This is a genomic window from Cupriavidus sp. GW823-FHT07B10 (assembly GCF_058794355.1).
Genome location: NZ_JBXAGS010000005.1, coordinates 166,016 through 179,759 on the forward strand (window position 1 = coordinate 166,016; position 13,744 = coordinate 179,759).

A 13,744-nucleotide genomic window follows, 5' to 3' on the forward strand; every position below is an offset into this window, starting at 1 on the left:
CCCGGCTCCGCGCGTTCTGGATAGCTGACACCTTAGCCCAGATGGGCGATTCCTGCTACGCGCGCCCTGCCCGCGTTCCGTGGTGTGGAATAGCGGTGAGCTATCGGGCCGGCGCCGGCAGCACCTTGCCCGGATTCAGCAGGTTCAACGGATCAAGCGCCTGCTTCACCTGCCACATCAGCTCCAGTTCCACCTGGGACTTGTAGCGCGTCAGGTCGTCGCGCTTGGCCACGCCGATGCCGTGCTCGGCCGAGATCGAGCCGTTTTCCGCATGGGCCATGCCGTCGACCAGTGCCGAGACCCGCTCATACCACTGCGCCAGGAACTCTTTTCCTGGCTGATCCCTGGGTCGCAGCGGGTTGAAGTGCACATTGCCGTCGCCCATATGGCCGTAGATCACCATGCGCGCGTCCGGCACCAGCTCCAGCACCCTGGCCGAGGCTTCCTCGACAAACGCAGCGATGCGCGACAGCGGCACCGAGACATCGCACTTGATGCTGCCGCCGGTGCGGGTCTGGGCGTCGGAGATCTCTTCGCGGATGCGCCAGAAAGTCTGGGCATCGGACAGGCTGGCGGCCACTGCGGCGTCCTGCACCAGGCCCTGGCTGAAGCCGGATTCGAGGATTTCCATCAGCGTGGCGTTGAGGCTTTCCGCATCGGTCCCGGAGGTGAGTTCGATCAGCACCATCCACTCGTGCTTGTCCTGCAGCGGCGAAGCCACGTTGCCAAGATATTCAAGCACCAGTTCCAGCGCGGGCCGCGAGATCAGCTCGAACGCGGTCACGGCCTGGCCGGACAGGCGCTTGGCTTCGCCGAGCAAAGCTACCGCCGCGGCGGGGTCCTGTACGGCGACAAAGGCCACGGCGCTGCTGCGCGGCTGCGGCATCAGCTTGAGCACGGCGCCGGTGATGATGCCGAGCGTACCTTCCGCGCCGACGAACAGCTGCTTGAGGTCGTAGCCGGTGTTGTCCTTGCGCAGGCCGCGCAGCGATGAGTAGATGCGGCCATCGGGCAGCACCACCTCGATGCCGAGCACGAGGTCGCGCATATTGCCGTAGCGCAGCACCGCGGTGCCGCCGGCATTGGTCGACAGGTTGCCGCCGATCTGGCATGAGCCTTCGGAGCCGATGCGCAGCGGGAACAGGCGTTGCCCGGCCTCGGCGGCGCTGCGCGCCGCGCTCAGCGTGACGCCGGACTGCACGGTCATGGTGTCGTTGATGGTGTCGAGGTCCAGCACGCGATTCATGCGGCTGAGGTTGACGACCACGGCGGTGCCGCTGTCGTCCGGCACGGCGCCGCCCATCAGCGAGGTATTGCCGCCCTGCGGCACTACCGGCACGCGCCGGGCGTGGCACCACTGCAGCACCTGGCTGACCTCCTCCGTCGATGACGGCAGCACCACTACCTGGGCCTGGCCGCGGTAGATGCCGCGGTAGTCGGTGACGTAGGCCTGCGTGTCGGCATCGCCGCTGCGGCAGGCGTTGGCGCCGACGATGGCCTGCATCGCACGCAAGGTAGTGTCTGGAGTCGGGAGATCGGCTGGCATGTGTGTAAGGCGAAGGAAATTCGGTTCAGTACGCGGCGGAGGGCTTGTCTGCGGGGGCGTCCGTCGGCTGCGCACGGAACGAAGCGGCAAGCTTGCGCGCGGCGTTGGCGTACAGCATCACGTCCACCCCCGTGGCCACGAAGGTGCAGCCCAGGTCGAGGTAGCGGCGTGCCAGTGCCGGGTCCGACGTCAGCGTGCCGGCGGCCTTGCCGCTGGCAATGATGGTGCGCATCGCGCCTTCGATGGCGGCCTGCACCTCCGGGTGACCGGGGCGGCCGCGGTGGCCCATCGACGCAGCCAGGTCGGCCGGGCCGATAAAGACGCCGTCGATACCATCCACCGCGCAGATTGCTTCCAGGTTCTGCAATGCGGTGACGGTTTCGGCCTGCACCAGCAGGCAGACTTCATCGTCGGCCACATCGAGGTAGTCGGTGCGGGCGCTCCACTGCGAGGCGCGCGCAATGGCGCTGCCCACGCCGCGGATGCCTTGCGGGGGGTAGCGCGTAGCGCTGACCACCATGCGCGCCTGTTCCGCGGTATCCACCATCGGCACGAGCAGGCTGCGCGCGCCGATGTCGAGCAACTGCTTGATCAGCGGCACTTCACCGGCGACGGCACGCACCACGGGCTGGACCGGGTATGGCGCCACCGCCTGCAGCGCGTGCAGCGTCGAGCGCAGGTCGTTGGGGGCGTGTTCGCCGTCGATCAGCAGCCAGTCAAAGCCTGCGGTGGCGGACACTTCGGCCAGGTATGGCGTTGCCATCGACAGCCACAGGCCGATCTGCGCCTGGCGGGCGGCCAGCGCAGTCTTGAAGGGATTGTTTGCGGGCATGGTGTGTTCCGGTTCGATGATCGATGGGCCCGGCGCTTCAGCCGAGCTGACCCTGGCAAAGGTACTTGGTATGCATGTAGTCGTCCAGCCCGTGGCGCGAGCCTTCGCGCCCGTAGCCGGATTCCTTGACGCCGCCGAACGGCGCCGCCTCGGCCGCGATCGCGCCCTCGTTGATGCCGACCATGCCGGTCTCCAGCGCCTGCGCCACGCGCCAGATGCGGCGGATGTCGCTGGAGTAGAAGTAAGCAGCGAGGCCGAACGGGGTGTCGTTGGCGTCGCGGATCACCTCGGCTTCATCGCGGAAACGAAAGATCGGCGCGACCGGGCCGAAGGTCTCTTCGCACGACAGCTCCATCGCGGGGGCCGCATCGGCCAGCACCGTCGGTGCGTAGTAGTGCGGGCCGTCGGCGGTGCGCACGCGCTTGCCGCCGGTGACCACGCGCGCGCCCCGGGCGACGGCGTCTTCCACATGGCGTGCGATCTTGTCGACGGCGCGGGCATTGATCATGGGACCGATCTGCGCGGCCTCTTCCGTGGCGGGGCCGACATGGAGCGCGCCAACGCGCTGTGCCAGGCGCTCGACAAAGGCGTCGTGCACGGTGTCGTGCACATAGACCCGGTTCGGGCACACGCAGGTCTGGCCGCCGTTGCGGAACTTGGACGCCATCAGGCCATCGACGGCGGCATCGAGATCGGCGTCCTCGAAGACGATGAAGGGCGCGTTGCCGCCCAGCTCCAGCGACAGCTTCTTCAGCGTGGCCGCCGATTCGCGCGCGAGGTGCTTGCCCACGGGCGTGGAACCGGTAAAGGTGATCTTGCGCACGCGGCTGTCGGCCAGCCAGGCATCGACCACGCCCGGCGTGTGCTCGCGCGATGCGGTGACGATGTTGAGCACGCCCGCGGGCATGCCGGCCTGCTGCGCCAGCCATACCAGCGCCAGCGCGGTCAGCGGGGTGTCCTCGGCGGGCTTGGCCACCACCGTGCAACCGGCGGCCAGCGCGGGGGCGATCTTGCGGGCAATCATCGCCAGCGGGAAGTTCCACGGCGTGATTGCCGCGACCACGCCCACCGGCTCCTTCAGCACCAGCAGTTTGCGGCCAGGCACGGCTTCGGCGACGATATCGCCGCAGATGCGGGTGGCCTCTTCGGCAAACCACTCGACATAGGACGCGCCGTACTGTACCTCGCCGCGTGCCTCTTTGAGGGGCTTGCCCTGCTCCGTCGAGATGATGCGCGCCAGGTCTTCCTGGTGTGTGAGGATCAGCGCATGCCAGCGCTTGAGTAACTGGGCGCGTTCGCGCGCGGGCCGGCGGCTCCATGCCGGGAAGGCGGCTGCGGCGGCATCGACGGCAAGGCTGGCATCGCCGGCATCGCTGTCTGGCACGTTGGCAAAGGTCTCGCCGGTGGCCGGGTCGGCGACCTGCAGGCGGGCGCCAAGGCGGGCATCGCGCCACCGGTCGTCAATCAGGTTCTGGCTGCGCAGCAGCGCTTGCTCGGAAAGCGTCAGCATAAGGTAGAGGAAGAGAGATTGGCGGAAGGCGGCTCAGCTGACGATGCCGAGGTGCCAGGGCACGAACTCGTTGTCGCCCAGGCCCAGCACTTCGCTCTTGGTCGGCTCGCCCGAGGCCGCGCGCAGGATATGTTCGAAGATCCGCTGGCCCATCTCCAGCACGGTCAGTTCGCCGTCGAGCACCAGCCCGCAGTTGATGTCCATGTCTTCTTCCAGGCGGTGGTACATCGCCGAGTTGGATGCGAGCTTGATCGTCGGCGCGGGCTTGGAGCCGAACATCGAACCGCGGCCAGTAGTAAAGCAGATCAGGTTGGCGCCGCTGGCGATCTGGCCGGTGACGGCCACCGGGTCATAGCCGGGCGAGTCCATGAACACAAAGCCGGCCTGGTCGATCGGCTCGGCGTATTCGTACACCGCCTGCAGCGGCGTGGTGCCGCCCTTCATGGCCGAGCCCAGCGATTTCTCGAAGATATTGGCCAGGCCGCCCTGCTGGTTGCCGTGGCCGACCACGCCATTGAACTGGGCGTTGTGGCCGGCGGTGTAGCGCTCCCACCAGGCCAGGCGGTCCAGCAGCTTCTGGCCGACCTCGGGCGTCACCGCGCGGCGCGTGAGCATGAACTCAACACCGTGGATTTCCGGGGTCTCGGACAGGATGGCGGTGCCGCCATGGCGCACCAGGATATCCATCGCCGCGCCCAGCGCCGGGTTGGCGCTGATGCCGGAAAAACCGTCCGAGCCGCCGCATTCCAGCCCGATCTTCAGGTGGCTGGCCGATACCGGCTGGCGCACCGTGGCATTGGCCGCGGGCAGCATCGATTCGATCGCGCGGATGCCTGCGACAATGGTGGCGCGCGTGCCGCCGCTATCCTGCATTACCAGCGTGTGCACCGCGGGGCCGGGCTCAAGCCCCTGCGATTCCACCAGTGAGGCCACCTGGTTGCGCTCGCAGCCCAGGCCGACGATCAGCACGCCGGCCAGGTTGGGATGGCGTGCATAACCGGCCAGCGTGCGGCGCAGCACGTCGAAGTGCTCGCTCGGCGATGACATGCCGCAGCCGCTGGTCTGCGCGAAGGCGACCACGCCATCGACATTCGGATACGCTGCCAGCCGCTCCGCTGTGAAATGCGCGGCGATCTGGCGGATCACGGTGGACGAGCAATTGACCGACGACAGGATGCCGATGAAATTGCGCGTACCCACGCGCCCGTCCGGGCGCACAAAGCCGTTGAAGGTGGCGCGCCGGGCCTCGGGCACATAGTCCACCGGCCGCACGTCCTGGCAGAACGCCGGGTCGCGGTAGAAATCGACCAGGGTCAGGTTGTGCGAATGCACGTGGTCGCCCTGGGCGATATCGCGCGCGGCCACGCCGATGACGGTGTCGAATTTGCGCACCGGCGCGCCGGCCGTGATGGCACAGGCAGCGATCTTGTGGCCGGCCGGCACCTGTGCGCGCACGCGCACGGCGGGATCGGCCAACTGCTGGCCAAGGCTGAGGTCGCTGCGGGCGACCAGCACGTTGTCGTTGGCGTGCAGGCGGATGACGGGATTGGGATTCACTTGGACTTGGACGGCAATCAGCCTTGCTGCAGCAGTTCTTTCAGCTTGAGGCGCTGGATCAGCTGGGTTTCCTGGTCATAGACGCTGGCCACGTACTTCTTGTAGTCAGGGCCGTCCAGGTACATCACGGGCGCATCCAGGCGCGCCGCCACCTGCTTGAACTCGTTGCTGGCCACCGCGGCGCGGAAGGCGTCGCGCAGCTTCTTTTCCACGGCGGGCGGCAGGCCCTTGGGGGCGCCGATGCCGTTGGGCGCTTCCACCACCACGTTGTAGCCCAGCTCCTTGAGCGTCGGCGTGTCCTTGAAGCGGGTCGCGCGCTGTTCGCCCCAGGTGGCCAGCAGGCGCAGCTTGCCGGCTTCCACGTGCGGCGCCCACGAGCTGGAATCGGCCAGCAGGTCCACCTGCCCGGCCAGCACGTCCTGCAGCGCGGCGGCGCCACCCTTGTAGGCGATCGCGTTGAGCTGAATGCCCGCGGCCAGCGCGAACTGCTCCATGCCGACGTGGGTGGCGCCGCCGATGCCGGCGTGCGCATAGGTGATCTTGCCGGGGCTGGCCTTGGCGGCGGCCACCACGTCCTGCAGCGTCTTGTAGCGCGAGCCGGCCGGCACGGCGATGCCGAAGGTCTGGCCCGAGGTGCGCGCCAGGTAGGTCAGCTCGCTGCGCGGGTCCAGCGGCAGCATGCCGAGCTGCGCGAAGCGCGTCACCGAGATCGGGATCTGGCCGATGGTGTAGCCGTCCGGATTGGCGCGCGCCAGGGCCTTGGTGCCGATCATGCCGGAGGCGCCGGCGCGGTTCTCGACCACGATCGACTGCTTGAGGATGCCGCTCGCCACCTGGCACAGCGCGCGCATCGACTGGTCAGCGGTGCCGCCGACCGGCCATGGGCAGATAAAGGTGATGGGACGCTCGGGATACTCGGCGGCCAGCGCCCGCGCGGCAGGCAGCAGCACGCCGGCGGCGCCCGCGGCAGCGCCCGCGGCGGCTCCGATGAGCAGGCGGCGGCGCTTGGAATCGATGGGGAAGCCTTGAGTCATTTGCGGGTGTCTCCGATGTTTTCATTATCGGCGGGACCGGCGCAGCCAGCCTCGTCATGCCCGCATTCTGTCGCGCCTCAATATAACAATCCAATCAAAGAACGGCATTGCTTCATAACCTTAAGGTTAGATAGACTGGCGGGCATGGTCCAGATCGATCGCGCGCTGCGCTCCAATATCAAGCTGCGCCACCTGCAACTGCTGGTGGCGCTGGATGAGTTCCGCCACCTCGGCCGCACCGCGGAGTTCCTGTCCGTAAGCCAGCCGGCGGTATCCAAGGTGCTGACCGAAGTCGAAAAGATGCTGGGTCTGTCGCTGTTCACGCGCTCCACCCGCGGCACCGAGCCTACCCCCGCCGGCGAATCGCTGGTGCGCTTCGCGCGCTCGGTGCTGGCCCAGTACGAGCAGACCCGCGACGAGATCGCAGCGGTGCAGAGCGGCGCTTCCGGCCGTATCCGCGCAGGCTCGATGGGGGCGGCGCTGCCGGTGCTGCTGGCGCAGGCCGTGGGCGCGCTCAAGGACCGCCACGCGCGCGCCACCGTGCTGGTGGAGGAAGGCGACCTGACCCACCTGCTGCCCAAGCTGCGGCTGCGCGAGCTGGACCTGATCGTGGGCCGGCTGGAGCCGGGCTATGCTGCGCCGGACCTGCTGACCGAAGCCCTCTATGAAGAGCCGATGGTGGTCGTGGTCCGGCGCGGCCACAAGCTCGCGCGCAAGGCCCGCCCCAGCTGGGCCGACCTGGCGGCGATGCCCTGCGTGCTGCCGCCGCCGTGGGCCTCGCTGCGCGTGAAGATCGAGCAGGCCTTCTATCGCCACGGCCTGCACCCGCCGCAGGATGTCATCGAGACCTCGTCCTACCTGGCGCAGGCCACCTTCGTCGGCCAGCGCGGCGCGGCCGGTTTCATGGCTGAGTCGGTGGCGCTGTCGTTGCAGGAGGAAGGCCAGCTACACGTGCTGAAGATGGCCGTGCCGGTAGACCTGCCCCCGGTCGGCATCATCACGCTGCGCGAACGGGCGCCGTCGCTCGGCACCGACCAGCTGTTGGAATGCCTGCGCGAGGCTGCGGCGCAGGTCAGGGCCGTCTAGCCCGCACGCGCCATCAACACCGGCACCGACGTGGCCAGCAGCGCCACGCCGGATACAGTCAGCAACGTCAGCACGACCTTGCGGAAGGTGGCCTCGCTGATCCCCAGATAGAGCCGCGTGCCCAGCAGCGTTGGCACCAGCATCGCGGGCGCCACCACCAGGAACATCGGCAGCATCTCGCGCGTGACGATGCCCTTGCCCACATAGGCGGCCATGGTCATGGCCAGCGTGGCGAGGTTGAAGTTCTGGATCACCGCGCGCTGTTCATCCTTGTCGAAGCCGCGCAGCGTGCACCACAGCGTGGGGATCACGCCAGTGAAACCGCCGATGCCGCCCATCACGCCGCCGGCCGCACCGGCAACGCCATCGGCCACGCGCCCGCCCACGCCGATATGGGGCAGCTTGCGCACCATCAGCATCACCGGGCACCACAGGGTCAGGAAGCCGCCGAGCACGACCTTGAACCACTGTGCGTCGAGCATCGGCAGGATCGCCACGCCCAGGGGGATGCCGGCCACGCCGCCGGCCACGAACGGCCACAGCCTCCGCCACGACAGCCCGCGCCGCACCGACACCGCCGCCAGCAGCTGGCCGGTAAGCGCGCCGAACACGGTCATGGCCGACGCCAGCTGCGGCTCGATCGCCCAGGCCCAGAACGACATCGCCACCATGCCGAAGGCAAAGCCCGACAGCCCCTGGACAAAGCCGGCCACGGCGGCGCCGGCGATCACAAACAGCAAGGTGGAATCCATGGCAAGCGGGGCCGCGTCAGGCAGTGGCGGACGCGATGTTCAAAGGCTTCTGGGAAGCGCATGACTATGCACTTCTTTGCCTTGCTTGTCAGCGGCTGCCTCTGCTGCGCCGCGCAAAACTGATACGGTATTTTTTCAATGAGGTGATGCTGTTCGGTTCATTTCGGCTCCGTTAGCATGGTCGCCATCGATACAAGGGCAACGGGCCGCGTGAAGCGGCGCCGGCGGCACGGGGTGCGGCGATATGTCACCCGTACGCCACCGGCAGCAACGGTGCCCTTTGCTGCGCGCGCGGCGTACACTACTCTTACCGCACGCGCCTACGGCCCGTGCCCCGGCGCGCCCTGCCGACCAGCCCCGGCCTGCCAGACGGCAGCGCCGTGCCCGTCCCAGGCGTGCGCCAGGCCAGCGCCACGGAGAACAACAATGTTTGGTTTGACCGCGCTAGACCTCGCCCGCACGCAGTTTGCGTTCACGATTTCCTTCCACATTATTTTCCCGGCGATCACCATCGGCCTGGCCGCCTACCTGGCGGTGCTGGAAGGCTGCTGGCTGCGCACGCAGCGCACGCATTACCGCGACCTCTACCACTTCTGGTCCAAGATCTTTGCCGTCAACTTCGGCATGGGGGTGGTGTCCGGGCTGGTGATGGCCTATCAGTTCGGCACCAACTGGAGCTTCTTCTCGGAGTTCGCGGGCAGCATCACCGGGCCGCTGCTGACCTATGAGGTGCTGACCGCCTTCTTCCTGGAAGCGGGCTTCCTGGGCGTGATGCTGTTCGGCTGGAACCGCGTCGGGCCGGGGCTGCATTTCTTTGCCACGGTGATGGTGGCGCTCGGCACGCTGATCTCCGCCACCTGGATCCTGGCCTCCAACAGCTGGATGCAGACGCCGGCGGGCTTCGAGATCATCAACGGCCGCGTAGTGCCGACCAACTGGTTCGAAGTCATCTTCAACCCGTCGTTCCCCTACCGCCTGGTGCATATGAGCGTGGCGGCATTCCTGGCCACCGCGCTGTTCGTCGGCGCGTCCGCCGCCTGGCACCTGCTGCGCGGGCGCGACAACCCCGCCATCCGCAAGATGCTGTCGATGGCGATGTGGATGCTGCTGATCGTCGCGCCGATCCAGGCCGTGATCGGCGACATGCACGGCCTGAACACGCTCAAGCACCAGCCCGCCAAGATCGCCGCGCTGGAAGGCCACTGGGAGAACAAAGGCAATGAAGGCCTGCCGCTGCTGCTGTTCGGCTGGCCCGACATGGCGCGCGAAGAGACGCGCTTCGCGGTCGAGGTGCCGCGCCTGGGCAGCCTGATCCTGACCCATTCCTGGGACGGACAGATCAAGGGCCTGAAGGAGTTCGCGCCGCAGGACCGGCCCAATTCCACCATTCTGTTCTGGTCGTTCCGCGTGATGGTGGGGCTGGGGCTGCTGATGATCCTGTTGGGCGTGTGGAGCCTGCTGCTGCGCCGGGGCGAGCGCATGTACCGCTCGCGCGGCTTCCTGCATATGGCGTTGTGGATGGGGCCCACCGGCCTGATCGCCATCCTGGCCGGCTGGTTCACCACCGAGGTCGGACGCCAGCCGTGGGTAGTCTACGGGCTGCAGCGCACCGCCGACGCGGTGTCGCCGCACGGCGTGCCCGAACTGGCAACGACGCTGGCGATCTTCGTGGTGGCCTACCTCTTCGTGTTCGGCGTCGGCATCGCCTACATGATGCGGCTGGTGCGCAAGGGTCCGGCGCTGGAAGAAGCCAAGCCGGAAGGCGGCCCCGGACGCGGGCATACGCCGGCACGGCCATTGTCGGCCGTGGATGACGACGAAGCGCTCGCCCCCGCCACCACTGCACGCACCCGGAGCTGACACCATGGGCATCGACCTCTCGCTTCTCTGGATCTTCATCATCTTCTTCGGCGTGATGATGTACGTGGTGATGGACGGCTTCGACCTGGGCATCGGCATGCTCTATCCGTTCGTGCCGGACCGGCATGACCGCGACGTGATGATGAACACGGTGGCACCGGTCTGGGACGGCAACGAGACCTGGCTGGTGCTGGGCGGCGCCGGACTGCTGGCGGCGTTCCCGCTGGCGTATTCAGTGGTGCTGAGCGCGCTCTACCTGCCGCTGATGCTGATGCTGCTGGGCCTGATCTTCCGCGGCGTGGCGTTCGAGTTCCGCTTCAAGGCCAACGACCGCGAGCGCCCGGTGTGGGACGCCGCCTTCATCCTGGGCTCGGGCACGGCCAGTTTCTTCCAGGGCGTGGCGCTGGGCGCCTATATCGACGGCATCAAGCTGGAGGGCCACCGCTTTGCCGGCGGGCCGCTGGACTGGCTCACGCCCTTCCCGCTGTTCTGCGGCGTGGGGCTGATGGTGGCCTACACGGTGCTGGGCAGCACCTGGCTGATCATGAAGACCGAGGGCGCCTTGCAACAGCGCATGATCAGGCTGACCGGCTCGCTGGCGTGGCTGCTGCTGGCGGTGATCGCGGTGATCAGCCTGTGGACGCCGCTGACGCATCCCGAGATTGCCGAGCGCTGGTTCAGCCTGCCCAACCTGTTCTGGTTCTCGCCGGTGCCGATCCTGGTGGCGCTGTGCATGTTCATGCTGATGCGCGCGCTGCGGCATGAGCCGGATATCTCGCCGTTCATGTACGCGCTGGGGCTGGTGTTCCTGGGTTACAGCGGGCTGGCGATCAGCGTCTGGCCCAATATCATCCCGCCGGGAATCTCGATCTGGGACGCCGCCGCGCCGCCGCAAAGCCAGGGCTTTGCGCTGGTTGGGGCGCTGTTCATCATCCCCTTCATCCTGATGTACACGGTGTGGGCGTACTACGTGTTCCGCGGCAAGGTGCGCCACGGCGAGGGCTACCACTGATGGATATGGATACACAGCGCCCGGGGGCCGGCACCTGGCTGCGGCGCATCGGCTGGCTGGTGCTGATCTGGGCCGCCAGCGTGGCGGCACTGGGCGTGGCCGCGTGGGTGCTGCGGATCATCATGCAGGGCGTCGGCTTGCGCAGCTGACGCCCCGTCAAGGGCAACGCCGTCCTCAGAGCTGGACCGAGGCCTCGCCGATGCCATCGAACTCCGCGGTCACCAGGTCGCCTGCCGATGCGTCCAGGATGCCGACCCAGGTGCCGGTGGTGACGACCGTGCCGGCCTCTACGCGTCGCCCGTCGCGCGTGGCGTGGCGCAGCCAGGCGGCCAGTCCAAAGGCCGGATCGCCCAGCGCGTGGGTGCCGCGGCGCTCGATGGTTTGCGTGCCGATCCGCACCCGGCAATGCTGTGCCGCCCAGTCCCGCGCCGCATAGTCACGCCACTGGCCAAGCACCAGTGCGCCGTGGGACTGCAGGTCGGCCAGCTTCAGCAGCGCGGGCGCGGCGAGGTACTGCCGCCAGCGCGAATCGACGACTTCAATCGACACCGCCATCGCATCGATCAGCCCGGCCGCGCCGGCGTAGTCGAGGGCGGCAGCCTGCGCGGCGTCAACGCCCTGCCCCAGCCGCAACGCAATCTCTGCCTCGATGCCGCGCCATGTGAAAGGCCAGTCGCCGGCATGCGCGGGGCTGGTCCAGACCCCTGCAAGCGGCAGTTCGGCATGCGTCAGCACCGCCTCGCGCGAGGCGCCGCCGGATTTCCAGTAGCCGGCGCCTGTCGCTTGCCAGCCAAGCGCGCGGGCCACGGCCGACTGCACGGCGTAGGCCTGTTCCGCATTCTCAAGCACGGTGGCGAATTGCTCTGCATCGGCGCAGCCCTGTTCGCTACGCGCGCTGAGCAGGGCCTGCGCGACCCGATCGATATTGGAAGATGTCATGCCTTGGGTATTTCCTTGAATGAGGGATGAATATCGCCCGGTATCCCGCTCCCCGCAAGCGCGCGCAGCACGCTGCCGGGAGCGGGCCGGTCTCAGGAACCGCTAGCGCTGGCCGCGGTGCCACTGACGGCAGGCACGGCTTCGTCGTCGGCGGCGGTCTCGCCCATGGCGCGGCCGAAGGTTTCCGGCGCGAACTGCACGGCCAGCGCAAACACTGCGTACATCGCCGCGAGCATGCTGAACATGCCGCCAACGCCGTAGGTTTCGAACACGCGCCCGCTGATCAGCGGCGTCAGCGCCCCGGCCAGGGTGCCCAGCGCCAGGATCAGCGAGGTGCCGAATGCGCGCACGTGGGTGGGATACTGCTCCGGCGCGAAGATCCAGATTGACGTGTTCAGCAACACCACGCAGAACGTGAAGCACGCGCCAAACAGCAGCACCAGGCCCACGTTATACGTCAGGAAGCCGAAGCACAACCCGGCCGCGCAGGCCAGCCCCGCGCCTGTCGTCAGCACCCGCTTGCGCGGAAAGTGATAGCCGCAGTATGAGGCCGCGAGCGCCCCGAACAGGCTGCCGCTCTGCATCACCATGGTGAAGAGAAAGCTCTTGGAGATGGTGTAGCCCTGCGACATCAGGATGGTCGGCATCAGCGTCAGCACCGAGATCTGCGCGCCGTACGTCATGGACACCGCAATCCCCAGCGCGATCGTGCGCCGTCCCAGGCGGCCCTTGAAGATATCGCTCAGGCGCACCCTGGTGCGCGGCGCGTCGTCCTGGATCGCGGCCTTGATATAGGGCGTCGGCTCGCCGTCGAGCTTGCCCAGGCGGCCGGATGCCAGCACCGACAGCACCCGGTTGGCCTCGTCCACGCGCCCCTTGGACAGCAGGAAGCGCGGCGTCTCCGGAATAAAGCGCCGGTAGAACACGACGAAGAATGCCGGCAGCACCAGGCAGGCAAAGAGCCAGCGCCAGCTGTCCGGACCCGGGAACATGGCGAAGACCGCCAGGCCGAAGGCCGGCGCCAGCATATTGCCCAGGCCACCGCTACCTACGCTGACCAGGCCTACCGCGGTACCGCGGAAGCGCGTCGAGCACAGCTCGGCCAGCATGGTCACGGCGATCGAGATCTCCCCGCCCAGGCCGATACCGACGATAAAGCGTCCCGCCGCCAGCACGCCATAGTTCGGTGCCAGCGCGCAGATGATGGCGCCCAGCGTGAACAGCAGCAGGTTGGCGCTCAGCATCGTGCGCCTGCCGTAGCGGTCCGCGATATAGCCGGAGCCGATGCGTCCCAGCGCGGCGGCACTGAAGGTCAGCGTATTGAGAAAGCCGATCTCCGCCACCGAGATGCCCCACTGCTCGCGCAGCATGGGGCCGATCAGGCCGACGGCGTTCTGTTCGAAGACATCGAACATCACCCCGAGCATGATCATGAGGATGATCTTCTTGTGCGATGCCGTCACCCCGATGCCATCCATGGCCCGGTCGAGCTCATGCTGCTGTGGGGAATTCGGCGATTGAACTACTGTTTCTGCGCCCATCTTTGTCTCCTCCTCGTTTCGAGGTTGTCGCGCTATGTCCGCGACCTTGTCGCCGCCGTGTCCGGCGGGCGTTTG

12 protein-coding genes are annotated in these 13,744 nt (G+C 67.6%); 4 read left to right on the plus strand and 8 right to left on the minus strand.

From position 1 onward, the window contains the following. Nucleotides 1-100: 100 nt before the first annotated feature. The 5 genes from AC1Q6V_RS13130 to AC1Q6V_RS13150 are packed head-to-tail and all read right to left on the minus strand — an operon-like array spanning nucleotide 101 to nucleotide 6,479. Nucleotides 101-1,546, minus strand: coding sequence for an FAD-binding oxidoreductase (locus AC1Q6V_RS13130; RefSeq protein WP_037025469.1), 1,446 nt, complete (start codon nucleotides 1,544-1,546; stop codon nucleotides 101-103). A gap of 25 nt (nucleotides 1,547-1,571) precedes the next feature. Continuing rightward, on the minus strand, nucleotides 1,572-2,378 hold the full coding sequence (gene hpaI / locus AC1Q6V_RS13135) for a 4-hydroxy-2-oxoheptanedioate aldolase (protein WP_010814109.1): 807 nt from the start codon (nucleotides 2,376-2,378) through the stop codon (nucleotides 1,572-1,574). A 37-nt stretch (nucleotides 2,379-2,415) separates the two neighbouring features. Then, on the minus strand, nucleotides 2,416-3,888 hold the full coding sequence (locus AC1Q6V_RS13140) for an NAD-dependent succinate-semialdehyde dehydrogenase (protein WP_010814108.1): 1,473 nt from the start codon (nucleotides 3,886-3,888) through the stop codon (nucleotides 2,416-2,418). Between the two features lie 33 nt (nucleotides 3,889-3,921). Next, nucleotides 3,922-5,445: a UxaA family hydrolase gene (locus tag AC1Q6V_RS13145; RefSeq protein WP_010814107.1), complete on the minus strand. Its 1,524-nt coding sequence runs from the start codon at nucleotides 5,443-5,445 to the stop codon at nucleotides 3,922-3,924. 17 nt (nucleotides 5,446-5,462) lie between these two features. Continuing rightward, complete coding sequence (locus tag AC1Q6V_RS13150) at nucleotides 5,463-6,479, minus strand: tripartite tricarboxylate transporter substrate binding protein (protein WP_010814106.1); 1,017 nt, start codon at nucleotides 6,477-6,479, stop codon at nucleotides 5,463-5,465. A gap of 144 nt (nucleotides 6,480-6,623) precedes the next feature. Here AC1Q6V_RS13150 and AC1Q6V_RS13155 point away from each other — a divergent pair, with 144 nt between their 5' ends. Beyond that, nucleotides 6,624-7,565: a LysR substrate-binding domain-containing protein gene (locus tag AC1Q6V_RS13155; RefSeq protein WP_010814105.1), complete on the plus strand. Its 942-nt coding sequence runs from the start codon at nucleotides 6,624-6,626 to the stop codon at nucleotides 7,563-7,565. On the opposite strand, the gene AC1Q6V_RS13160 is transcribed toward AC1Q6V_RS13155, so the two are convergent. After that, nucleotides 7,562-8,317 carry a sulfite exporter TauE/SafE family protein gene (locus tag AC1Q6V_RS13160; RefSeq protein ID WP_454749505.1) on the minus strand — a complete coding sequence of 252 codons (756 nt, stop codon included), beginning with the start codon at nucleotides 8,315-8,317 and terminating at the stop codon, nucleotides 7,562-7,564. The genes AC1Q6V_RS13155 and AC1Q6V_RS13160 overlap by 4 nt on opposite strands. Nucleotides 8,318-8,743: 426 nt before the next feature. Here AC1Q6V_RS13160 and AC1Q6V_RS13165 point away from each other — a divergent pair, with 426 nt between their 5' ends. From AC1Q6V_RS13165 to AC1Q6V_RS13175, 3 genes are read left to right on the plus strand one after another with little or no spacing between them, the layout of a single operon-like run. Next, the gene (locus AC1Q6V_RS13165) at nucleotides 8,744-10,177 is read left to right on the plus strand and encodes a cytochrome ubiquinol oxidase subunit I (RefSeq protein ID WP_010814103.1); all 1,434 of its coding nucleotides are present in this window, start codon (nucleotides 8,744-8,746) and stop codon (nucleotides 10,175-10,177) included. A 4-nt stretch (nucleotides 10,178-10,181) separates the two neighbouring features. After that, nucleotides 10,182-11,189 carry a cytochrome d ubiquinol oxidase subunit II gene (gene cydB / locus AC1Q6V_RS13170; protein WP_010814102.1) on the plus strand — a complete coding sequence of 336 codons (1,008 nt, stop codon included), beginning with the start codon at nucleotides 10,182-10,184 and terminating at the stop codon, nucleotides 11,187-11,189. Further along, complete coding sequence (locus AC1Q6V_RS13175) at nucleotides 11,189-11,338, plus strand: DUF2474 domain-containing protein (protein ID WP_010814101.1); 150 nt, start codon at nucleotides 11,189-11,191, stop codon at nucleotides 11,336-11,338. Before cydB ends, AC1Q6V_RS13175 begins: the two co-directional genes overlap by 1 nt. A 25-nt stretch (nucleotides 11,339-11,363) precedes the next feature. Here AC1Q6V_RS13175 and AC1Q6V_RS13180 read toward each other — a convergent pair whose 3' ends face one another. Both AC1Q6V_RS13180 and AC1Q6V_RS13185 read right to left on the minus strand, forming a co-directional pair. Then, nucleotides 11,364-12,128 (minus strand): fumarylacetoacetate hydrolase family protein, encoded by a 765-nt coding sequence (locus AC1Q6V_RS13180; protein WP_058697059.1) that lies wholly within the window; start codon nucleotides 12,126-12,128, stop codon nucleotides 11,364-11,366. Nucleotides 12,129-12,220: 92 nt separating this feature from the next. Further along, the gene (locus tag AC1Q6V_RS13185; protein ID WP_037025473.1) at nucleotides 12,221-13,669 is read right to left on the minus strand and encodes an MFS transporter; all 1,449 of its coding nucleotides are present in this window, start codon (nucleotides 13,667-13,669) and stop codon (nucleotides 12,221-12,223) included. Nucleotides 13,670-13,744: the final 75 nt, after the last annotated feature.